General features: G+C 45.0%; 17 protein-coding genes. 2 read left to right on the top strand and 15 right to left on the bottom strand.

Annotated features, from left to right (window positions below; all coding sequences use genetic code 11):
* Positions 1 to 13 precede the first annotated feature (13 nt).
* The 11 genes from GA0116948_RS15575 to GA0116948_RS15525 all read right to left on the bottom strand — a co-directional run bounded on the left by GA0116948_RS15575 (position 14) and on the right by GA0116948_RS15525 (position 13,804).
* The gene (locus GA0116948_RS15575) at positions 14 to 895 is read right to left on the bottom strand and encodes a glycosyltransferase family 2 protein (protein ID WP_089713891.1); all 882 of its coding nucleotides are present in this window, start codon (positions 893 to 895) and stop codon (positions 14 to 16) included.
* A gap of 15 nt (positions 896 to 910) precedes the next feature.
* On the bottom strand, positions 911 to 2,179 hold the full coding sequence (locus GA0116948_RS15570) for a glycosyltransferase family 4 protein (protein WP_089713889.1): 1,269 nt from the start codon (positions 2,177 to 2,179) through the stop codon (positions 911 to 913).
* A gap of 99 nt (positions 2,180 to 2,278) precedes the next feature.
* Positions 2,279 to 3,826, bottom strand: coding sequence for a lipopolysaccharide biosynthesis protein (locus GA0116948_RS15565; protein WP_089713887.1), 1,548 nt, complete (start codon positions 3,824 to 3,826; stop codon positions 2,279 to 2,281).
* Between the two features lie 10 nt (positions 3,827 to 3,836).
* Positions 3,837 to 5,003: a hypothetical protein gene (locus GA0116948_RS15560; protein ID WP_089713885.1), complete on the bottom strand. Its 1,167-nt coding sequence runs from the start codon at positions 5,001 to 5,003 to the stop codon at positions 3,837 to 3,839.
* Positions 5,004 to 5,158: 155 nt separating this feature from the next.
* Positions 5,159 to 6,319 carry a UDP-N-acetylglucosamine 2-epimerase gene (gene neuC / locus GA0116948_RS15555; protein ID WP_089713884.1) on the bottom strand — a complete coding sequence of 387 codons (1,161 nt, stop codon included), beginning with the start codon at positions 6,317 to 6,319 and terminating at the stop codon, positions 5,159 to 5,161.
* Positions 6,316 to 7,320: an N-acetylneuraminate synthase gene (gene neuB, locus GA0116948_RS15550; RefSeq protein ID WP_089713882.1), complete on the bottom strand. Its 1,005-nt coding sequence runs from the start codon at positions 7,318 to 7,320 to the stop codon at positions 6,316 to 6,318. The genes neuC and neuB overlap by 4 nt, the downstream gene beginning before the upstream one ends.
* Positions 7,317 to 7,958 (bottom strand): acetyltransferase, encoded by a 642-nt coding sequence (locus tag GA0116948_RS15545; RefSeq protein ID WP_205686157.1) that lies wholly within the window; start codon positions 7,956 to 7,958, stop codon positions 7,317 to 7,319. Before GA0116948_RS15545 ends, neuB begins: the two co-directional genes overlap by 4 nt.
* Positions 7,955 to 9,118 (bottom strand): LegC family aminotransferase, encoded by a 1,164-nt coding sequence (locus GA0116948_RS15540; protein ID WP_089713880.1) that lies wholly within the window; start codon positions 9,116 to 9,118, stop codon positions 7,955 to 7,957. The genes GA0116948_RS15545 and GA0116948_RS15540 overlap by 4 nt, the downstream gene beginning before the upstream one ends.
* A gap of 8 nt (positions 9,119 to 9,126) precedes the next feature.
* On the bottom strand, positions 9,127 to 10,125 hold the full coding sequence (locus tag GA0116948_RS15535; RefSeq protein ID WP_089713879.1) for an NAD-dependent 4,6-dehydratase LegB: 999 nt from the start codon (positions 10,123 to 10,125) through the stop codon (positions 9,127 to 9,129).
* Between the two features lie 55 nt (positions 10,126 to 10,180).
* On the bottom strand, positions 10,181 to 11,290 hold the full coding sequence (locus tag GA0116948_RS15530; protein ID WP_123891838.1) for a lipopolysaccharide biosynthesis protein: 1,110 nt from the start codon (positions 11,288 to 11,290) through the stop codon (positions 10,181 to 10,183).
* Positions 11,291 to 11,302: 12 nt separating this feature from the next.
* Positions 11,303 to 13,804, bottom strand: coding sequence for an SLBB domain-containing protein (locus tag GA0116948_RS15525; protein ID WP_165798505.1), 2,502 nt, complete (start codon positions 13,802 to 13,804; stop codon positions 11,303 to 11,305).
* 512 nt (positions 13,805 to 14,316) lie between these two features.
* Here GA0116948_RS15525 and GA0116948_RS15520 point away from each other — a divergent pair.
* A complete protein-coding gene (locus GA0116948_RS15520; RefSeq protein WP_089713873.1) occupies positions 14,317 to 14,817 on the top strand; it encodes an RNA polymerase sigma factor in 501 nt (166 codons plus the stop codon).
* 91 nt (positions 14,818 to 14,908) lie between these two features.
* On the opposite strand, the gene GA0116948_RS15515 is transcribed toward GA0116948_RS15520, so the two are convergent.
* From GA0116948_RS15515 to GA0116948_RS15500, 4 genes are all read right to left on the bottom strand, one after another.
* A complete protein-coding gene (locus tag GA0116948_RS15515) occupies positions 14,909 to 16,129 on the bottom strand; it encodes a sterol desaturase family protein (protein ID WP_240619229.1) in 1,221 nt (406 codons plus the stop codon).
* A gap of 232 nt (positions 16,130 to 16,361) precedes the next feature.
* Complete coding sequence (locus GA0116948_RS15510) at positions 16,362 to 16,940, bottom strand: DinB family protein (RefSeq protein ID WP_089713869.1); 579 nt, start codon at positions 16,938 to 16,940, stop codon at positions 16,362 to 16,364.
* Between the two features lie 958 nt (positions 16,941 to 17,898).
* Positions 17,899 to 18,981: a PA0069 family radical SAM protein gene (locus GA0116948_RS15505; RefSeq protein WP_089713867.1), complete on the bottom strand. Its 1,083-nt coding sequence runs from the start codon at positions 18,979 to 18,981 to the stop codon at positions 17,899 to 17,901.
* A gap of 113 nt (positions 18,982 to 19,094) precedes the next feature.
* On the bottom strand, positions 19,095 to 20,873 hold the full coding sequence (locus tag GA0116948_RS15500; RefSeq protein ID WP_089713865.1) for a MutS-related protein: 1,779 nt from the start codon (positions 20,871 to 20,873) through the stop codon (positions 19,095 to 19,097).
* A 547-nt stretch (positions 20,874 to 21,420) separates the two neighbouring features.
* Here GA0116948_RS15500 and GA0116948_RS15495 point away from each other — a divergent pair.
* Complete coding sequence (locus GA0116948_RS15495; protein WP_089713864.1) at positions 21,421 to 24,516, top strand: SusC/RagA family TonB-linked outer membrane protein; 3,096 nt, start codon at positions 21,421 to 21,423, stop codon at positions 24,514 to 24,516.
* Positions 24,517 to 24,525 lie beyond the last annotated feature (9 nt).

Below are 24,525 nucleotides of genomic sequence, written 5' to 3'. Positions count from 1 at the left end.
GTTTCGTGCCTTTTTAGGTTAAAATGGCCTTCATCATTTGGTAAAGCCCTTTTAATTTAATATCCGTTACGCCCCAACGGACAGCCACACGAAAAGCTGTCCATGCTGCCTTTCGATCACCCAATCGGAGGTACATCCAGCCTTGCAGATAGCGTAGCACTGCCGTGGCCCGATGTAACGCCCGCGGCGTATCCGCCAGGTAAGGTAGGTAGCGATTATAAATATTTTCCAACCTTTTCAGTTGCTTGTCACTGGCCGTGCTGATATTACCTCCTCCTTCCCAGTAAGCTCCCAACGATCGGTGAATTACTTTAAACTGGTACGCTGCACGGGCTATACGTAGCCACAGATCAAAATCCTCCACCGCAATCATCATCTTGTCCTCCGAAAAACCGCCAAGAGACAGTATGATCTCTTTTTTAACGCACACACTGCTGGTTATAATACTATTACCCCTAGTCATTAGGTTATAGAATACCTTGGTCCCAAAGGCGAACGTTCTAATTCTATTACGGGGAGGTCGTCTCCCAATGATATCCACTTCGTGGCAAATAAAATCATATTGTTGGGTGAACGCATTACATTCGGCCAGCTTTTCAGGGTACCAATAATCATCAGAGTCCAGAAAACAAAGCCAGGGAGCCTGGGAATGTGCAATACCTACATTGCGCGGGTAAGCAGGCCCTCCCCAGTTTTCATTGAAAAAATATTGAACCGGCAGGGTGGTCGTAGCTTTGAAAGCCTCCACTACAGCAGCGGAATCATCTAAAGATCCATCATCACAAACCAGTATCTCAAAATCACGAAAAGTTTGAGCCTCCAATGATTCCAGGCAGGTTTTCAATTGCCCGGCACGGTTGTAAGTGGGTATGATAACAGAAAATTTCGCTTGCATGAAAGATAAGCACTTTTAAAAGGTATGATCGGTGCTGACCACCGTGAATAATTGATCATACGCACGCATAACATGTGTATTATTAAAACGGTTAAAGTAAATCTCTCGACTTCTTTGTGCCATTCTCAACCTTTCAGGTTCATCCCGCAACAATTTTACCAACGCCGAACAAAGAGCTGATGCATCCGAAGGAGGTACTATAAAACCATTATAGCCATCACGTATTTGTTCTGGAATACCAGCTATGCGGGTACCCAATACCGGTTTGCTCATGCACATAGCCTCTAGCACCACGTAGGGAAAGTCTTCGTTGGCTATGGAAGGGCAAACAAACAGGTCCATGTCCTTTATATAATCCAGGATATCATTCCGAAATCCCGGTAGGAAAATGTTCTTTTCCAATTCGCAGAAGCGGATCAATTCTTCCAGCACGCGCCTGTCCTCACCTTCCCCAAAAATAAAAACGGCGGGCAAAACCAAGTCAGGATATTGTGTTTTCAGTAAATGTATAGCGTTTATTAATACCGAAAATCCTTTACGGGCAGTGAGCAGGCCGACTCCACCTATTACGGGCACCCCTGCAGGCACTTGAAATTCCTGGCGCAGCCGACCCTTTAGTAATGTTATCTGTTGCTCTGTTTGGGCATTGAGAGTGTTGGGAATAGATTTCCATTTGGCTACATCAAACCCCCGAAGTTTCATCAATTGCTTACCTGCAGCTTGTGACGCAGTAACAAAAACCGTTACGTACTGGCCTATAAATTTATCCAGGCACCTGTCTAACCAGCCTTTGGAAGGAAATGCCAAGTTATTTACATTGAGGATAATATGTGAAATACCTGCCAAATGAGCAGCCACCACGGCTACACGGCAACTTCTTGCCCCCGGATAACCACCATTATTAATATATAAAATATCTGGTCCTGCTTTTTTAAAAGCATAATATTGTTGCCAGATATTAAAACAGTCATGCAAACCTAATAATTGAAATCCATAGCTTAGCAGATACCGCACCCACAAATATCGGGCACCAGGCAGGCCAGATTTTTTCCGCACCTGAGCCTGATTACCCCATTGGTTATAAGCGGAAAAGATGCGTAGCGGACGAATACCTGGTATACCAGTTAACTTCCGGGATACACCTTCCGCGTATATCGCATTCTTTGCGTAATAAAAACTTAAATCGTGATGATCCTTTATAGATGTTGCTTTGAGCATGTTCTCAATCACATTCTCGCTACCGCTAAATACAAAGCAATCACTATAGATGAGGACTTTTGACATTCGACTATAATAAAAATAATTAGTTGTTAAAAGTAGCTGCCACTACTACCGAGGCCTTGATAAATCTAGAAAATCATCGCTAAACCAACCCTATAAACCTTAGCCGGCCGCTCGCCCTGTACGAAGGTTTTGAAGAACAGTGTACATATACTTCCGGAACGTTGGCGTCGTAAGATAATAAATTCCTACTGCTAACATAGAAAGCACTCCGCCGATGGCTACCACTAAAATCAGATTTATCTTATTCTTTTCCTCTGGTAGATAACCCACCAGACTCCACAGCCCCAATATGAGCAAGACGGCCGGCAAAAAACCTGGTAGGATAAAAGTTTTGAAAAATTTCCATGTGTCGATTTGCAAAAATTGTTTGGAGTACCACCCATATACCAAAGCGCTAATCAGGAAGGCGAAAAGTTGGAACCAGGCAAATACCTCATAACCAAAATGAGAAAAAAACACCGCTACACCAAGCCAGAAAATAACGGGCTGAACGATTGCCAGAACATACAGCTTACGGATCTCTTTTCGAGCTATCAGCAACATACCCGCCGGGTAAGAAATGAAACCCCAAATATTACACATTGCAAGCACCTGCACCAGTCTTACGCTTTCATGAAATCCACTACCTACCCAGGAATATACTAAAGGTTTGCTTAGACAAACAATGGATAAAATCGGGAACACAACCACCGGTAGCATCAAGCATATCACCGATTGATAAAATCGCTTTAGCCCTTCCGTATCGTGCATTGCTATAAAGTGGTTGAAACGTGCGGCAAAAGGATTAAATAGCATACCCAAAATGGTTCGAAAAAACGACTGACAAGTAAGCCCTATCGAATAAAATGCCACTGCTTGTGCGCCAGAAAGGCGGGCAATAGAAAAGATATCCAGTTCGTAATATAATATCCAGGAAATGGTGATAAACAGCGTACTAAGGGCCAAGGGCTTTATCTCATCGAACAAAGGCCGTGAAAATCGAATAGAACGCGCAAAACATTTCAATCCTATTCCATAACGCCTGCCGGCTATGCCGAATCCAGTAAGCAGCCCCACCGCTGTGAGGCATTGTCCGAATAAAAAATACCCTACGATATTACTGTGCCCTGAGCGGTAGAAAAAAAACACGGAAACAATTTTGCAAAGATTAACAACCATCTGCACCCGCTGATAAATGAAATCCTGTAACCGTATGCCAAAGATAATGGCTAGGGCTCTTTGTAACACCACCATGGGAGCGAATAATGCCAGGATTACAAGCAATTGACGAGCAATTCTTACATAACCCTGATCATTAAGCCCCTTAATAAGCCAGGACGGGTGCACTGAGAGCACTAGTGTCGTTATCATGAAAAGTCCTACAAATATTAATAGGATGAATGATACAAGACCAATAATCTGCCGCTCCTCGGCCTGCTTTCCTCTTGCAAAAAATTCGCTGGCAAATTTAAACCCTGCATTCATAAAACCAAGGTCGGCATAAGACAGGAAAATGACAGAAGAAACACATATAGCGTATATTCCGTAGATACCCGGATGAGAGGATAGCTGTGGGATCACGACCATCAACGACAAAAGATTCAACAGTATAGAGAGTAACTGCCAAAAATATATCTTGAAATAGTTTTTCGTATATGATCGTTGCATAGCTAATGGCTCACAATGTTTTTAAAGCATTTAAAAATAAAGCTACCGTCTGCTGCTGCTCACTCTCACGCGATGTGAGATAATCGTATTTGTAACGGTCATATTTTTTCTTATCGATCACCAACTCCCCTGCTGGGACCAAAGGAGTTTCGTGATCCATATCGTAAAAGTATCCTCCTATGCTATCGCACATGAACCTCACCTGGTACTGACTAAAGACAGTACTAATCGTTTCATTATACAACATGAATACCGGCTTATAGTATAAAGCGCAAAAAGATATTGCACTGCTAACATGCGTGAGCACCAGTTCAGCGTACCGGATCAACAAGGCAGTTTCGTTTTTAACTAACCTCCGACCATTAAAAGGATTGCTAGCATAATCCGATTTGGGATGCGCTGCAATCACTACTTTCAACCCGTATGTAGCCTCCACCTTGTCAAGGAAGGCATTTAGTTTCTGAAAATATCTTTCTGATGGAACCTCCCCAAGGTTAAACAATTTCACGTCAGGATGATGGGGCAAATACTGATCGATGAACACTGCATACTTACCCGATATCAATTGCTGGTCCTGATTTTGCATTGCATGGTATTGATCGAAATCGAAATAGTTAATGTGAACCATCTTCGCGTGACGCAGATCGGCCTGCCAACCCATTCCTGTAGTCATAACTCCGTTCTTTCCCGCCACGAACAACACATCGTAAGGCCTTATTTTACCAAGCATCTTAGCACGTACAGCCATTTTATTTTTCAGAAAACGTATGGCCTTATAAACACTAAGATAGGCCATCGGATTGACCAAAAACCTTCTCAGTGGGTTTTCCATTAGGGAGGGTACCGGCAACATGCCTCTGGCAAAAAATCCTAGTTTAACTTTATACCGGCTAATGAAACGAAACAATGCATACGATTCATGATTATATGTCACATTCGTCAGCACGATCGTATCCTCCCGCTCGCTATCTTTTAATAAATTATCGAATGCATCCCAAGTGAGCACTTCAAGAATATAAGGTCGTTCAATAGTATGCCTGATCGTTTTACCAGATATGTTGCTAATATCGGCGTAAGTGACCCTATAGCCATTATTTAGCAACGCTTGAAGGTAGAAGTCCGTTTCAATCTTTTCAGACAACGGCAAGTATGTGAAAAAAACTATGTGATTTATCATTCATCCTATGTTAGCATGATGCTATCAAACCAGTTATGGTACTGATGTCATCATTATTTGCTTAAAGATATGCACCAATCCAAATTCAGCTTAAAACCATTCCAGTGGCAGATCAAAATCCGCGCTGAACTCTGCCCGTAAAAGGCTTTCATAAATTATAAATCATAAAAACGCTTCTTTAATAATATATTTAATGGAGTATTTTGAATGATTTCCACAATTTGCTCTGATGGATTACCCTTCCCATAAGGGCTTTCCATATTCTGCAGGCTTTGCCGAAAACCAGTATCAAAAGCTTGTCGAATTGCGCTACTGATAGAAACTACGTCCGGTTCACAATCTATTACACTCATTGCCTTAATTCTTCCCAGCTGACGATCACCGATGTTTACAGTTGGTTTCTTAAATGAAGGCACTTCCAGTATCCCACTTGACGAATTTCCAATTATAACATCCATATATTGTAATGCCGACAAATATCTTAACTGTCCAAGCGATGTGAATGCAATTGCCTTCTCTCTGTTCCTGGAAACATAGTCGTCTATAAGCTGGTTAATTATTCTTCCGTCAGTATCCGCATTCGCTTTTGTAAAAATCATCTTTACTCCCTGTAGCGCATCCAATGCCATCAGCAATGCGTTAAATTGTGACTCGGCGGATGACACCTCCAGTGTTACAGGATGGAAAGTTACAAGCACGTTCTTTTGCCCCAGCACAAAACCAATGCTATGCTCAAATTGTTCTTGATCAAGCAACTTAAGCCTATTGATATTCTCTATGCCAAGTGCTCCTACATTAAATACCCTATCTGGACTTTCTCCCAGTTGGATAACTCTCTTTCTGTATACCTCATTGGAAGTAAAATGCAGGTGGGACATTTTGGTAATGGAGTGGCGGATAGACTCGTCAATTACCCCTTCAGTAGCCTCGCCTCCATGACAGTGGGCAATAGGTATGCGGCTTATCATGGCAGCTGTAGCGGCAGCAAAAATTTCGAACCGATCACCCAAAAGTATTACTAGATCAGGCTCAAGAGCTACAAATGCTTCACTCATTCCAATAACCCCCAACCCCAAACTTTTATTGATGCCAATAGTGGTATCCGACGAGAGCAGCATTTCTACCTTTTTATCTATCACAAAACCATCTGCCTCTATTTGACGATAAGTGAGACCAAATTCAGGAGAAAGATGCATACCAGTAGCCACCACCTGCAAAGTGAAGCCAGACGTGGATTTCAACACCTTCATTAGCCAGTACAGCAGGCCATATTCGGCGCGGGTACCGGTTACTACACAGATCTTCTTATTGCTCATAAGGTGATCATTTCATCTTCTTCGAAATCACGTGGAGCTACCTGGCCGATCACCCGATCCCACTCCATACCACTGATACCGGTACCTGGTCGTTTTACAGTAAGATTGTCTTCTGTATAGTGCTCCCCTTTTGCAATGACCCGGCTGGCAACAATACTCTTACGCACAATAGCCATATTTTCTATTTCAGAAGGAGACGTTTGTTTAACACCATCACCTAGCGCTTTCTCAATATTACGGATAGCGGTCACCATGGCTATCAGATCCCGCGGCTCCAGGGAGGCCCTGTGGTCCGGCCCCTCCATGTTACTATCAAGGGTAAAATGTTTCTCTATCAGAACAGCACCCATGGCTACTGCGGCGATGGGTACTTCTATGCCCAACGTATGATCAGAATAACCGGTCGCAACCCCTGCAGCTTCGCGGATTGCCTCCATAGCGCGCAGATTAACATCCTGCATCGGGGTTGGGTATTGTGTATTACAATGCAGGATAGTTATACATTCTTTTTTTACACCGACATCTAGCAATACCTGCATGGCATCCAGCACTTCCTGCAAATCCGCCATACCGGTGGACATGACGATCTCCTGGAAGCTTTGTCCCATTTTCCGCAGGTATGGCAAATTAGTCAATTCGCCAGAAGGGATTTTGCCCAGCGTGATCCCTAGTTTCTTTAGCAAGTCTATACTTTCCAGGTCAAACGGAGTCGACAGGAATCTGATCCCTTTTTCTTTGCAGTAATCCAGTAATACATAATGGTCTTGTTCACTAAGCTCCAGCTTGCGCAACATGTCCACCTGGCTGTCTGCATTGCCTGTATTCGTTTGTTGGTATGCCGCCTTTGCAGCTGCCTTGCTGGCTATTTTATTTGCGTTAAATGTCTGAAACTTTACATAGTCAACACCTGCCGCAGCAGCTGCATCCACTAGTTTTTTAGCGTTTTCAAGACTCCCGTTATGATTTACGCCTGCTTCCGCGATAATGATCGTATGTCTCATTTGATATTCAATTTATGACAGGGGTTACCCACGTAAGTTCCTACTTCAGTAATATCGCTGATCACCACTGCACCAGCCCCAATAACGGCTGAAGCCGCAATGGTGATACCATTTGCCACCACGGCACCACTTCCAACAAACACCGCCTCCCCCACGTGACAATCCCCGTTTATCACCGCCATTGTAGACAGATGTACATGGTCCCCTAATATGCTGTCATGTTCTATGACGGCGCCTGTGTTGATAATGCAATTTGCACCGATAAAACTACCCGCATTGATCACGGTCCGGTGCATCACGATGGAACCTTCTCCAATCGTGACGCGGGTTGCCACAATAGCCGAGGGTGCAATTATAGTGGCAAGCGGTTTACCCAAAGCCTTCAATCGGGTGAAAAGCCGCTGACGTAATAGTGCACTCTTTATCTGACCGACTGTAATAAGAAACTGTGGACCTGCTGCCAGGGTCTCCAGTGCATCGTCCGTGCCGATCACCGGATAGCCAGCCAGTAGTGACCCCACTTTATCCGAAACATCCAAAATACCTGCAATTTCATATTGGCCGGTGGATTCGATCACCTCAATGCAGGATTTGCAATGCCCCCCGGCGCCGATCAGTATAAGGGATTGCCTAATCATTTTTCCAAAAAATTAGGTCTAACACTGCTGGGAATATTCACTACACGCGCCTCCAACCATTCAGCATTCCCGATAGGGCCATGCTGACAGTGGCAGTACATAGGCAGACGATTCATTAACTTCCAGATAGGTCGGGTCATCACCCTCCGCATATTGCTCATTTCCAGAAACACCTGCTGCTGCACGTGGTCCGGGAGAATGATGGTATTTAGCCAATAATTGGCGGTTGAATCCGACAATTCGCCGACGAACTGTATATCCGACCCTTCAAAGAATTGCGCGTAAGCATTAGCCAGTACCCGTTTATTTTCAACAAACGCATCCAACTGTTCCAGTTGGGCACAGGCTAAAGCCGCGTTCAGATTGGGCATACGGTAATTATAGCCAACTTCGTCATGTGTGAACTCATAAGCATGTGGAATTTTGGCCGTAGTAGAAATATGTTTGGCATGTCGGGCCACCGTTTCGTCATTGGTCACGATAGCACCACCACCGCCACAGGTCACGGTTTTATTACCATTAAAGCTAAAGGTACCTAACATGCCGAAGGTACCAGTATGCCGTCCCTTATAATAACTACCTAAAGATTCCGCGGCATCTTCGATAACCGTGATGTGGTATCGGTGGCAGATATTCACGATCTCGTCTATCCGCGCTGGGAAACCGAATGTATGCATAGGTACGCAGGCCGCAATGTGGCGACCGGTTGTTTTATTAATGCATTGCCCTTCGGCATTAATAATCGTTTCAGCTTGCAAGAATGCCTCCAGTGCGGTTGGTGAAAGTCCCATGGTATCTCTATCTACGTCTACAAATACAGGGACACCTCCCGCCTGGGCCACTGCATTCGCCGTGGCCACGAATGTAAGAGGTTGCGTAATCACTTCATCTCCGTAACCCACGCCAGCCAGCACCATGGATAGGTGAAGAGCAGCCGTGCCATTCACAATCGCAATAGCATATTTGGCTCCTGTGATGTCGCACATCATTTTTTCAAACTGCGTAACATACGCCCCTACCGAAGAAACAAAAGTAGAATCAATGGTATCCAGCAGGTACTTTTTTTCGTTACCGCCAAAGTAAGGCGTATGCAGGGGAATAAAACCTTCAGCTTCCTGGAACATTTTCCGGATAAAGTCTATAATACGCTCTGGGTTCATATACACGGCTAAATGTTATAGATATCTGCTTTATATGCTTTTAAATTTTCGGTCACCTTAAACCATTCAATCGTTTCACGCAGCCCCTGTCCCAGGGAATATTGCTGCTCCCAGCTCGTATGCTGGCTGATTTTCTCGTTAGAACCATATAGTCGGAAAACCTCACTCTTGCCGGGGCGTAACCGGTCTCCATCCTGTTCAACACTTGCTGCGGGATTTATTAATTGTATAAGATTTTCCGCTAATTCTCCCACACTGATTTCAGACTGGGTGGCTATATTGCAATCCTGCCCGATGAGACTATCCGCACAAGCAATGGAGGAAAATCCTCTTACGGTATCCTTTACATATACCAGGTCCCGAGTAGGGGTAATGTCCCCCAAGCAAATCCTATCATTCCCATTCAATAATTGTGTAATGATGGTGGGAATTACAGCTCGGGCAGACTGCCGGGGGCCATAGGTATTGAAGGGTCTTACGATGGTAACGGGCACATTGAAGCTGCGATAAAAAGACTCGGCAATACAGTCCGCACCGATCTTAGAAGCAGAATAAGGTGACTGCGGCTGACGTGGATGTTTTTCATCGATCGGTATATAAGTCGCTGTTCCATATACCTCGGAAGTAGAGGTAACCAGTACTCTTTCAACCGCCAAATCTTTTGCTGCCTGTACTATATTAAGCGTGCCTTTGACGTTGGTATCAATATAGGAATCGGGTGAGTGATAACTGAAAGGAATAGCAATGAGCGCCGCCAGATGAAATACAACCTCGGCTCCTTTCATGGCATTCCTTACGCCATTGGGATCACGAATATCTCCGGCAAAAATTTCAAGCCTGGACAGAATTTCCTTGGGAAAAGTATCCAACCATCCCCAACTGTTAAAAGAGTTGTAATTTACAAAGGCTTTTACCCGGCAGCCCTCTGCCATTAAATGTTCAACCAGATGGCTTCCAATAAAGCCATCTGCGCCAGTAACCAAAACTTTTTTACCTGATAAATTCATATTGACACAGCGATTATTCAAAGATATTTAATCCCAATTAATGGGTTTGTTACACTTATTCGAGTGCTTCTTTATATAGTTTTCTGAGAATAAGAATTACCAAAACAAAGAAACCTGCCAGGAAACCACCCACGATCAGTCCTTTCAGCTTGCCGAATTTCACCTTGTTCAAGGGCAAGATAGGTGTATCGATGACCTGGATCACCGGGGTTTCTTGCTCCATGGTCATACGGCTAAACTCTAGGTTTTTCACCACCTCGCCGTACATAGTCTGCAAGACCATCTTATCCCTTGTACCCAGTTCAGTTTCTACTGTAGCCAGCTGACGGGCAGGATTAATGTTCATATCTCTGGAACGGGCAATGGCATAGGATTTACTATTGAGCAATTGCTCCAGTGAATCTGCCTTTGCCTGCAATAAGTTCACGTTGGTCTGTGAACGCTTCGTCTTGGTGTCCACGTAAAAAGTAATTGCCTCCTGTACTAGCCTTTCTGTAAAGCATTTGGAAAAAATTTCAGCCCTAGAGGTTACCGCTACAGAAATGAAACTCAATTTTTTATCTGGCTTGGTTACTACCAGATTCTTTTTCACAATAGCAGAGAAGAGTACGTTTAAAATACTGTCCTGTATGCGGGTGTTTCCCTTGCCCAACTCTCTTGGGATAAAATGTAGGTTGACTAATTTCGGATCATGAACCCACGCCTTGCGCATTTCATAGGTATCGATATACATTTCAGCCAGCGAAGAAGTATCTTTTCCTGATATCAATGGCTCCAGCAATGTTTTTTCCACTATCAGTCTCGACTTAAGAAATTCAAGAATATTATCTCCGGAAAATACACCAGAAGACCCACCGCCACCAATATCAATTCCAAACTGACTGGCGATGCCGGCGTAAGCGCCCAACCCGCCAGACGATTTACCCTCCTCCACTACAAAAGTGAGTTCCCCTTCATATTCCGCCTTCTTAAAAGTGGCATACAATAATCCGAGGCAGGCCCCAATCAACACAACAATAAGGATACTAAGCCATTTGCTAAGCAGGTAACGATACCAGTCTCTTAATTTAAGCACCAACTCCTTCACCGAAACCTCGTCTTGATGCAATGTCTTTTTATGCTGTCCAACTTCCATTTGTTGCGAATAAATAAATTTATTTTTCACCTGATAGCAGGTTTACTTTAATAACGTAACAATAATGGCGGCTAATGCAGCTATACCCGTAGTGAAACCAATCAACTCCTGGGCATTAACTCCTGGCTTTATACTTTTTGCCGGCACATAAATTTCTGCACCCGGCTTTAATTTCGGATAGCTGTTGAAAAAGAATATTTTACGTGTGTTTTTCACTTCTCCATTCGCATATACTACGTAACTTCTGCGGCGTAAGGATTGTGAAGTAAATCCTCCGGCGCCTCTGATATATTCCCGGAATGATAAGGAGGCATCATAACGCTCTTTCTTTGGGAAATATACCTCTCCAAAAAGTTGAACCGTTTGTAACTTTTTCGGCACTTTAAGGATATCGCCGTTCTCCACAAGCAGATCATATTTGGAATGCGGATTAGCCATAACTTTTTGAAGGTTGATGTCTACTACCTGATAGTTACGCTCAATATTCTCACGAACCCTGTTATTCGTAGAACTATCCATCAATTTACTGTAAAACACGCCCAGTTTATTAGCCAGCAAAGCGCTGTCACTTCCATTCGTAAACGTCTTGCGCAAAAGCACCGCTCCTTCGGGGAAAGCTTCTGTTCGCAGGCCTCCCGCACGTCCGACAAGGTCTGATAAATGCTCTTTACGATTTTGGATGGTAAAATTGCCTGCATATACAACTTCACCATCTACATTTACAGTAGCTTGTTCACTGTAGGAGGGTTCTTTTCGAATGTACACCTGATCAAATGGTTCAAGTACAAAATTTAGATCCCCTTGGGCTGATGATAATTCCTTATTAAGATCAAATTGCTTAACGATTGCCATACTAGGATCTTGTGGATCGTACCCTTCTTTGCGGATGCGACGGGTCACTTCCACATGTTGAACAGAAGCCGCATCTTTCAGGCCACCGGCCATCAGGATAAGATCTTCCAGGCGCATACTATCGGCAAAATTGAAATATCCTTCATTATTCACTTCCCCGGAGATCTGCACCAGGTAGGCTTCCCGCAAGCCCTGCTTGGAATAAATCACCACACTGTCCTCACGCTGCAGCGGTATATCTGCTTTGCCGGATACCACGTCTCCCACATTGAAACTCAGCATGGCTGGCATATAATCACTTTTCAGGCGGCGTATGATGCCCCGGGTTAAACTGGCGTCCTCCTTTAAACCATCGGCTTTACGGATCAGGGCGCCCAGCGTCAATGCACTGTCCAGTTGATATTCTCCTGGATGAAATACAGCGCCGGCAATAGTAATGCGATTGGTGTAGCGGTTCACAATAGAATCCACCAGGAACAAATCACCCGTTTTCAGATGGAAAGTTCCGGCCTCCTGCGGCGTTACACTCACAATTTGCTTTTCATGATTATTTATCCGGGATGCCTTTATAACATCCTTGTATGCCATATCATTAAACCCGCCGGCAAAATGCAGTACGTCCGCCAATGTTTCTTCTGGCTTTACTTCAAAGATGGCAGGTCGCTTTACCGCACCTTGCAATTCTACATGAATGTCGTACGCATTTACCTTGATAATATCCTGGTCCTGCAACACAATGCTTTGGCGCAAATCCCCATTCATCAAGAAGGCATACAGATCAAAAGTTGCCGCCACCGCACCATTGCGATACACCTGAATATTACGGAATGAGCCATTTTCACTGGGCCCTCCGGATGCATATAGCGCATTCATCACAGTAGCCAAAGAAGGCAGGGAGTAATTACCGGGACGGTTCACTTCCCCAATCAGCAACACACGAATGGTGCGGATAGCGCCGAGAGAAATATTTACCACCGTTTGGCCGGTTTTGATACCGCTATAAATAGAGGAGAGTTGCTTGATAATACGAGCCTTCGCCTCTTCCATCGTAAGGCCATTTACATATACCGGGCCTAAGTTCGGAATACGAATATAACCCTCCGAGGTTACTTTTAATTTCTGTACATCATCAGAATAACCCGAAATGTCTATCAGTATTTCATCATTGGCTGCCAGGCGATAGTTGGTCGGCGTAGGCATACGCAGGTTGGGCTCAAAAGTAAGATTTTGGGAATTGAACAGTTCCGAACCGAATATTTTTTTCATGCGTCGGATCCGCTCCCGCTCTTCCATTCTGTCCTGCCAGTTCTGTTGTTGCGTTTTACGGACATAGTCTGCAGAGTCACTAAGCTGACGATCGGCATCCTCATCTTCATTGAAAATAGACTTTTTAATGGGAGAGTTTCCCATGGTGCCATCCAATTCCTTATCGAGATTCAACTGTTGGATACGCTGTTTCAATTTTTGGGTCTGTTCAGGTGAGATGCCCTGTTGCTGTCCATAACTATCAATGTCTCCAAAACTCAACCCTCTTTGCTTCATCTGCTGTACGGCCTGCCGTATCTGATCATCTGACAAATTATCCACATTCGTCTGCTGTAACTGGCTGGCCGAAATAGATGACGGGACCTGTGCAATCGCACACAAACTAAAAAACGCAAAAAAAGAAAGTAAAAAAAGTCTTTTCAACATGTGACTATCGGATAACGAACTTGAACTTTTCAGGGCTCCACGCTCTGTAGGTGAGCGTTTACCACAAAACATTTAAAAAATACGCGCAAAGCTATTAAAAATAACACAGAAATGTTATTCAGGCCTAAACTGACTGGTACTTAATGCTTTAGTTGGCTTCCTTTCCCTGCACGTGGCGGTAAATTAAGCAAAAAGCGCCCATTCCAATCTGTTAAATCTGCAATATTTCGTGCAATCTGGACCTTTCTAGCAAAAATATCTCCGGTTTTTAACAATCCGCACAGAAAGCGGATAAACCTTCCCAATTAACATTCCTATAATATACCTCTTCTCCCAACAGGTCCTCCCTCCATTATCACAAATACCAACCTCTACCATGTCAATCAGCCCCCATATTCCTCCTTTCTCCGAAAATAAAACCAACAATACCGCTGCCACCCCCAGATTTTTTCGTATCTTTTTAATACAGCAGGTATTTTTGTTTAAATTACAAACGAATAAAGTTAAACAACATGTCTACGACTGATTTCACAGTACTCCTCCTGGGCAATGCTGATTTTCTGAAACCTTTCGCCGTGACCCTCACCAAAGACCCCGAGCAGGCCAAAGATCTTTTTCAGGAAACGATGTACCGCGCCCTGGCCAACCAGGAGAAATACCTGGCAGGTACCAATATCCGGGCCTGGCTGTTTACCATCATGCGGAATATTTTCATCAATAATTACCGGCGCAAGACCAAACAATTGCTGTTTATGGATTACGCCTCCAATGATTTCCTGTTTAATTACCAGCAAACAGCTATAGGCAACAGTGCGGAAAGCAATATGAGAATAAAGGACATACAGGGCGCGGTACACGTATTGCCCGTCATTTTCAAAAAACCGTTCCAGTTGTATTTTGAGGGATTTAAGTATTATGAAATCGCCGACATTCTGTCCGAGCCACTAGGCACCATCAAAAGCCGTATTCACTTTGCCCGCCGTATGCTAAAGACCCAATTAGTCCGGCACTGACCCCTGCTTTCCCAAGCCAGCTTCCCAGAAATACAAATGGGAAAGCCCTTCAAGACTTCCCCACTGTTCCTTCGTATTCCTGTAAATATTTTTACGCCGTACGCCCGTACACCAGTCGCAAATACTGCTGTTTCAGTTTGGAATCGTAATACAATGCCATGGGCAATACCAGTGCGGGTATCCACAACAGTGCAGCATACGGGAAATAGCAGTAAGCAGCAATGAAAATCAGGGAGAACCTCGCATACTCCAGGTAAAACACCCAGCGTCGCTGCTCCAATATGGCCCCGCAGTTGATCAGGGTAATCAATATAAACAGTGTGATCAGCGCCTGCACAAAAGCAGGAATGTAGTATTCCAACAGCAAAAAGGTAAAAAGCCCGGCTAGTGTTATGGCGATCTGTATCACCACGTAATCATGCAACCGGCGGGTGGCCTGCACAGTATCGTTGCGCAACAGGTATTTCTCCTCCAGCTTAGGACGAATGGTGGGGTCCAGCAGGTCTGGCTTACCGAATATGAGTTTGATTTTGTTTTTAAAACCTTCAGTACGGCGCACCCCATGTAGCAATTCCAGGTAAAAATGAAAATGCTGCCACAGGAAGCTATGGCTTTCCAATGGTTTGGTAAGGCCATACACTGGTTCATGCGTTTCCGCTACAAAAGTCCCAAAAAGCTTATCCCATATAATAAATACATCACCGTAATTCTTATCCAGGTAATCTTCATCGCTGGCATGGTGTACACGATGGTGACTGGGCGTTACCAGAAAATATTCCAGGAATCCTAATTTGCCGATGGTACGGGTATGAATGAAGAATGGATACAGCCCATGCACCAGCAGCATGCTGGTGATCATACCCGGTGCGAAGCCCAGCACAGGTAATACCGCCCAAAAACCGGTACGGATAATGGCTTGGAACACAGTAATACGGGCAGATACCGTATAATTAAAATCGTCGCTCTGGTGATGTACCACATGAGCCGCCCAGAAAATATTCATTTCATGCGCCAGCCGGTGATACCAATACCAGATAAAGTCTGTGCAGATCAGCAGAGCTATCCATTGCAATATGCTGGACTTAAAATGGAAAAGGGCAAAGTGCTTATATAAATAGAGGTATACAAAATAAAAGATGCCGGTTGTAAAAGTATCTATTAATCTTTCCGCAATGCCCACGTTGAGATTGGAAATGGAATTGCGGAAGTTAAAATAATGTTTGCCGGTTTTACGGGAATACCACCACTCAGCGCCCATCAGCGCGAGGAATAACGGAATAGCAAAGGCCATCGGATTAAGGTGTTGCGGCACAGTGTACAATTTAATTTACAGGAACAGGTAAATGATGACGACGATCGCGGTGGCAGCAATCGTAAAGCCAGGTGGATGGCAATGCAATAATAGGAATATTATCCTAATACTCCATAGTTTTTGTAGACTAATAAGGAGTATTTGTCGATAAAATAGGCAAATGGGTCGGGAGGTAAATTAAAAATGCCGGCACATGGCCGGCATTTTTGTTAAAATTAGGGTAAACCGCTACTTAATGCACAGCTGCGGTAAGTACTTGTTCAGAAGCTAATTGTTTTTCCAGCCTTCTCATCTGGCGTATATGCCGTTCAATGTGCTTGGTCAGGAAGTAGATATACTGATAGATATCTAGTTTGCCTAGCTTATTTACAGACATATGTGTGTACACCAATCTACCTTCCCCATTTTTCAGCAGTGAAAGGTTATACATGCATTGCGCATATTGCTGTTTAAGCAGGTTGCGCACATCATTCATATTTTTTTGCCCGGTAGGTTCCATATGCTCCGGACGTATCCAACCGCCGTTGGTTTTACCCAAGGCATCGATCTCCTCGAACTTATGATCGTAATCGGCGGAAATGATTACGGTTTGCCCCGCCCGTTTACGCTCCAGCGCACGGCGGGTACTCTTGTTAATGATAAGCAAGAGAAAGTAATTGGTTAAACTGATATGTTCCAGTACCTCACGCACACTCCATTGATCCTTTGCCGGTTTGTAATCAACCAGCGCGGCTTCCTTGTCGAACCAGTGATCTAACTCTTTAAAATTTGTTTGCAATGCCTCTCTGACTGCCTGAATTACGTTTCTCATGATGTATCGGTTTTGTGCTTCACTGCTGTCAGGGCTTTGACAGCATTCGGCTATATATAAATGGTGTATTGTCTTGCTATTACATGATGAAGGACAAATACGACTGTTGTTGTTAATGAATATTAAAATATACCGTGGAAATCTAACATCTCGTTGTTCTGGATGGGGTCTTTAAAAACCATGGATACTTTAAAGAACTTTTATATTACAACCGCTCTGCCGGATTAATACTTACATTTTAATTGGAAGGGCTTTACATGTACCTACAACCAAAAACTGGATCTACCCTTCTGGTTCCGGGCAATAAAAAACCCGGCCTTTATTTGGTCCGGGAAGCGATACAGTGGTAAAGATGATCTTTACTATGGTATGCTTACCCTTCCCATTGTTGCCGCACAGGCAAATGACTTCCCTTGCATAATTCGTACCTGTTTTTTTACCAGGATTAAATTATACGACCTTGTGCCCATTTGTTGCTTTAGTGCTGCTTGTATTTTCATTACAAATCTTAAAAAGCAAAAGGTCCCATCACCTTTTAGTGCGGGACCTTAGTTTATACTGCTTGTAACTTTTCCTTCGTTAACAACCGGTTTCACCAGCCCGCAAACCCATACAGACCTGCTTTTTACAGGAAAGTGCATGTGCATTTATCATGTGTTTGCGTATTGTGTTCATTGAATTTCTTACTAAAACAAATGTACTCCTATTTTCGATATTTTCAATTTGAACTGAAAGTTTTTTTAAAGATTTTTTCCCTATTTCATTGGTTAGCTGCAAATTTATGACTGCGATTTTTTGCGGTTTTCTGCAAGCATTTACGACTTGTATTTTTAATCAATACGTTATAGAAGGCAGGAACATTACCTACCCAGCCTATGAAGCCATAAAAGGAATAATTGCATGTTTCTGGGAATCTAAATTTTAATGCGGGTTTAATTCAGGCCGAAATCCTTACTTCCTAAAATAAGGAAAGCTGTGCCTGCGGGCGGCGGAATAATTCGGTATTGAACTCAAATTTTTCCATGTTCAATCCCAGTCTTTTGGTATGTATCTTAAATTGTTGTTGGATCATCCCGGCCACATTGCCCTCTCCACGCATGCGGCGGCCAAATTCGCTATCGTTTACTGTGCCGCCATGGCAGCTTTCGATCAGGTGCCACACCTTATCCCCCCTGTCGGGAAAGTTCTTAAACAACCAGTCCTTGAAGATGATCTTTACCGCATCGTTCAGCCGTACAATGGTATAACCGGCCCATTTGGCACCTGCATGTGCAGCAGCTTCCAGCAGTTTAGGCATTTCGTGTTCATTGATACCGGGAATTAAAGGGGCTGTCATAACCCCCACCGGAATACCCAGCTCCGTAAGCTCTTTTAACACCTTCAGGCGCTGGAGGGCCGTAGCCGTACGCGGTTCCATTTTCTGCCGCAGGTCTTCGTCCAGGGTAGTAATGGATATATATACTACCACCAGGTTATCTTTGGCGAGCTGCTGCAATAAATACTTATCGCGCAGTACCAGGGAGTTTTTGGTAATGATGCCAATGGGCTGCTTGTATTCCAGCGCCACCTCCAGCAGTTGGCGGGTGATAAACATTTTTCTTTCCACAGGCTGGTAGCAGTCGGTATTGCCGGAAAGGCTCAGCGGTTTCACCTGCCAGTTTTTATTGTCGAGAAATTTGCGGAGTAATTCCGGCGCATTTTTCTTTACGATGATCTTGCGTTCAAAATCCAGCCCGGCGCTCAGCCCCCAGTACTGGTGCGCATTGCGCGCATAACAATAAATACAGCCATGTTCGCAGCCTTGATAGGGATTCATGGAATACCACATGCCCACGTCTGGGCTATCTACTTTATTGACCAGGGTCTTAGCATGTTCCTCCAATAGCTGGGTGGGCACATCGGCCTGCCACCATTCATCAATACCCTCGGGATGTTCCTGGGCATACTCTTCTGCTAAAAACCTGTTCTTCGGGTTCAGTTGTGCACCCCTGCCTTTATAATAGGCGTTCTCTGGCGATCCATTTTCAAACGGCAAGGTCATTACTAATTATTTTAGTAAAAGTACTAATTTATTTAGTGCCTACAAGTTTATTTTTTAACAAAAAAACCGCCCTGGTGAGAGCGGTTATGTTACTTTATTATACTGGCTACTATTTAAATGATGCCCAATTGCTCCATCAAAAAAGTAGCGTTCTTATTCCGCGCAATTCCTTTACGGATGCGGTAATCGAAAAACAGACCCGCATCAGAGATCGTGCTTTCAAAGCAATAATTTTTCACTTGCTGCGGGTGGGTGCTTTCCAGTTGACCCAACTCCAGGTCGTGCGTAGCAATCATGCCCAGGCAGTTGTATTGCAGGAATTGCTCCACCAGCTTGCGCGAGCCGGATAATTTATCCTCAGAATTGGTGCCTTTCAATATTTCATCAAGGATAATAAACACGCGTTGGCCTTTTTGCAGGGCGAATACTATTTGCTGCAACCGCAGCAGCTCGGCCTGAAAGTAGGAAGTATGTTTGGCAATAGAATCTTTAATACGCATGGAGGTCATTACCTCCATAGGCGCAAATAGGAAGCTGTCTGCCCCTACCGGTGCTCCGCACATGGCCAGCACCAGGTTGGCACCCACACTGCGCAGGAAGGTGCTTTTTCCGCTCATGTTAGAACCGGTGATGATAAGAAACTGGGTATTTCCGGTAAGCACGCAATCGTTCTTTACACAGGCTTCCGGCGCTATGAGAGGGTGGCAAAGTCCCGCAGCCACAATACCTTTCTCCGCTTCATTCAACACAGGATAAGCATACGTTGGATGGTTGTATGCAAAGGTGGCCAGGCTGTTCCAGGCCTCCATCTGGGCAATTACGGCCAGCCATTCTGGCACCTGGTCGCGATATTGGGCCTTCCACTTTTCCAGCGCATATGCGCAATGCAGGTCATACAAAAAGAAGGTGCCTAAAAACAAGGGTACCAGCAAATTGTTACGCTGGTCCAGCGCACTGCTGATGCGGGCCAGTTTACGCAAGGCCACATCAGCCTCCCGGGCTTGCTCCTGCTGGCTTTGCAGGCCGCCCACGGTGAAAGATTCGTTCCGGATGAGTAATAATATTTCTGCGAAACGGTATAATATTTTTTCCTGGCTGCCCAGTTGATGATGTTGCACAATCACTTTTTTACCAATGCTCACCAATAACACCGTATTACATCCCAGCATCACCATCAATGGATAGAAGTTGTGTAACACAATGGTAACCGCAATAGCCGTTAGGGTTAGCACCAGGCTTACGAAGCGTAGTATGTTCAGGCCCTTGTTGGGCAGAAAGTACAAGGGCATGGCCAGCCAGGCCTTCAGGCGATCGTGATCGCCGGCTTTTTCCCCGGTGAGGCTGCCCTGCGCCGCCAGCAGCTGCCGGAAATCCAGTTTCGGCGCCAGGTCTTTTACAACATCCTGCACGTCGGTAATGGCTGCGGCCTGTTGCAAGGGCATTTTTAGCATACTGGCCAGTTGCTCACTGCCCGACAAAGTGCCCGTGCGGTTCAGGTGCTGGTACAGGGAGGCCGGTCCAAAAAGATCAAGATCCCCGGAAAAGGCATGCTGCTCGTCGGAGAATGCCTGCCCATCGTCGAAACGCGATTCATGGTGCAAAACCAGGTGCAGCTCCTTTTCATTGAGTTGCAACAAGGCTTTTTGCAGGGCTTCATATTGTAGTGCGTGCTGATAACGGCGAAGGCTATACGCAAATATTACAAGCGCCGCCACCACGCCTACAGGCGCCAGCAACCAGGCGCCTGGCCCAAAACACTTGTACACGCAGGCTACCGCCGCAGCGAAGGCGAGCAGCCGGATGAAAGAGAGCCATTTCATCCGGGTGGCTGCATCGGCTAGCCTTACTTTAATCTCCCCGATCTTTTGTTCATAAATGATGGTTGGTTGCATGTTACATTCTGGCAGAAAGTGATGGGGCCAATACCCGTTTTTTAAATAATGGGGTGAAAATACAAAATATAGTAATCTGCCGGAATATGGAAACACCTAAAAAACAGAGGCGGAGCCCTACTGGTGGCCCATCTCTCAAATAGTTTTTTACTTGTTCAAAGTCACTCTTTTTATTAATAGTCCACTAACCCTATAGACTTTTAGTAATAATTTATATGTTTGTGTCCGGTTAACATCAAGGATGCCATGAATCATTCATCTATCAACCAAAGAAATGCCGCTGAAAGCAGGCAGCAAGTATACTGTATTTCGTTGTATAACAAGTGTTGTTGCTTTTAATTCTTATTGCGCTACCAGCAAATTATACGTTAATTGAATAAATGGAGCACCCGCTTCAATAGGCGCAGTATGCCACCTTCTGTCGTTTAGCGCGTCATGTCTCCTCTCTCCTGTTAAACAATGTAGTACCGTTGATAGGAACGCCTGTCAACAGGGTTCGTGTGCAGGTACCCGAACCTATGAATCATTCACTTACCAATATTGAATTATGAATGTTTTTACAAGTAAGCAGACCATGCGTCCCTTTAAACTATTGGTAGCATTTGCTGTCCTGCTGTGCATTCGACCTTTAGTATACGCACAGCAATCCCCCGTTTCCATTATTAATTCCAAGCTGGAAGGGAAGGTAGTGGACGAACGTACAGGAGACCCACTTCCCGGCGCCGTTGTTATTATTAAAAGTACTACACACGCCGTATCCACAGATGCTTCCGGCAATTTCAGATTTGCCACCGGCCAGAAATTCCCCTACGTCCTGATCGTAAGCTATATCGGGTACAAGAAGCAGGAGGTGGTCGTGAATGGCGGCCCTGTTACCGTCAGGCTCGCAGAGAATGTCAACGAATTATCGGAGATCGTCGTAAATGACACTTACTCCAGCCAAAGCAAAAAATCATATACCGGCTCAGCTGCCATCGTAAAAGGAGCCACTTTGGAGAACAAGCCGCTATCAAGCCCCCAGCTTGCTTTACAGGGCCAGGTAGCCGGGCTTGGGGTGGCTGTTACAAGTGGGCAGCCCGGTGCCAATGTGCAGGTACGTTTAAGAGGGCTTGGGTCTACCGCCTTAAGCTCTAACCCATTGTATGTAATTGATGGTATGATTGTAAACGCCGGCGACCTGTCGCGGCTAACGTCCGGCATTAACAATTCTTCCAATGCACTGGCCGGACTGAATGCAGATGATATTGAAAGCTATACGGTACTTAAAGATGCTTCCGCCACTTCGATCTACGGCTCCCGCGGATCAAACGGCGTGATCATTATCACTACCAAAAAGGGAAAGGTGGGCAAAGCCCAGGTGAACCTCGACGCAGAAACAGGCAATACCAGCACCATACCCCTGCCCGCCGCAGGTCAGCCGTTGAATGCCGACCAGTTTTCTACCTTGTTTATCGAAGGTCTGCGTAATGCGGGCACTTATACGCCCGATCAGATCGCGGCCCTGGCCGAAAGCTACGGCTTTAACAGCGGCAAGACGACCAACTGGCAGGATATTATTCACAGAACCGGCCGCCAGCAACAATACAATGTATCTGTGCGGGGAGGCAATGAAAATATAAAGGTCTTTCTATCGCTCGGTTACTTCGACCAGCAGGCCACGATTATAGGGTCGGCCCTGAAACGGGTGAACGGCCTGCTGAACGTTGACCAACGGATCAGCAAAAACATCAGCGTGGCAGCAGGGTTAAATGTGTCGAACGTTAATCAGCTATCGCCGGTAGGCACTACCGGCTCCTGGGCTAACCCGGTTTTCGCAGCTTCCATCCTGCGCCCTTTCCAGCGAGCATATAACGACGATGGCAGCATTAACTCCAGCAGCTCCAGTAATACCGGCTTCGTGGCACACTATAACCCTTTATGGATAGCCGCCTATGATAAGCATACCCTATCCCAAACAAGGGCCCTGGGCAATTTGAATGTTAACTGGCACATTTGGGACCAGCTCCGCTTTTCCAGCTATGCCAGTATTGATTATAACGTGCTGGAGGAAATTCAGTTTGAAAACCCGATACTGGGTAATTCTCAAAGCTCCAATGGATCTGCCTCGAATGCCTATAACCGGTATTTCAACTGGCTACTGCGCAACCAGTTAGACTACCGCTTTAATTTTTCAAAAGCCCAAGACTTCTATCTCAATCTTACCGCTGGTTACGAAGCCCAAAAATATTCTCGTTATGAACTCCGGGCCTCGGGAACGGGTTTTCCGCTGACCCAGCCCGACCTGAATGCGCTGGCCAATGCAGCCACACCCACGCTGGCTTCCGGCAGCTCTTCCGGTTCCACCTTTAATTCAGTGTACTTCCGAGGCAGCAGCAATTATAAGAACCGTTATTCGCTGAGCGCCACCTTCCGGCGGGATGCTTCTTCGGTATTTGGACTGGACAACCAATATGGTAATTTCTGGTCTATAGGAGGCGCCTGGAATATTGATGGAGAGCGTTTCTTTGAAAACCAACCAATATTATCAACCGCTAAGTTCCACACCTCTTTTGGTACCACCGGCAATGCACAGGGAATAGGCGATTATGCCGCACAACCGCTCGCCAGTTATGGTTCCAATTATGGCGGCGGCAATGGACAGAATTACAATGGCGTGGGCAATCCAGACCTGCAATGGGAGCAGCAAAAGAAATTTGATCTCGGTGTAGATGCAGGCCTGTTCGAAGACCGACTTATTTTCAATGTAGACTATTACCACAATAATATTTATAAGCTGATACAACAGGTATCCATATCCATGACCACCGGCTTTGCTAATATCCCATACGCCAACTCCGGCTCTATGCTTAACAAAGGAGTAGAGCTATCCGTAAGAGGGATACCAGTAAAAACAAAAAGCTTTAACTGGAATGCCAGCTTTAACATTGCCTTTAATAATAACCACGTGACCGACGTTGGCGGCAATACTTCGGTTATAAATGGCAATTACTATTTCCAGAAGGGGTATGATTATTATACCTATTACACGCGGCTTTACGCGGGTGTAAATCCGGATAATGGGGAAGCGCTGTGGTACACCGACGGAACGCGCACAAAAACCATCAACGATTATAACAAAGCCGCAAGGGTGCCTTATAAATCAGCCACCCCCAAATATTTCGGTGGCTTCAGCAATACGTTCTATTATAAAGGCATTGCCCTGAACGTGGATTTTTACTACAATTTCGGCAACTATATCGTTGACGGATGGTCTACCCGCTTTTACGACGGAAACTATTACACCTTTAACAAATACCAGCGCACCTACAACAACCGCTGGACAACGCCCGGCCAGGTTACTGATGTACCAAAATATATAGCAGGGGGCGGTTCAGGCGGACAAAACCAATCCCAAGCTTATTCTTCACGGTTTTTATATAAGGGCGATTTTATTAAGCTAAAGAATTTTACACTGGGGTATGATCTTAAAAAACTGCCTTATTTGCAACACTCCACCGCCATCAGCAAACTTTATGTGTACGTGCGCGGCACCAATCTATGGACCAAGACCTATGATAAAAAACTCCCGTACGATCCGGAATCAGGCACGGTAACCATCCCGCAATTCAAAACATATACCGTTGGTCTCAATGTTGGATTTTAAATATGACTT

Origin of the sequence: Chitinophaga costaii (genome assembly GCF_900094705.1) — a bacterium.
Lineage (GTDB): Bacteria > Bacteroidota > Bacteroidia > Chitinophagales > Chitinophagaceae > Chitinophaga > Chitinophaga costaii.
The sequence above is the reverse complement of the archived record's forward strand: the minus strand, read 5'-3'. Positions and strand labels throughout refer to the sequence as shown.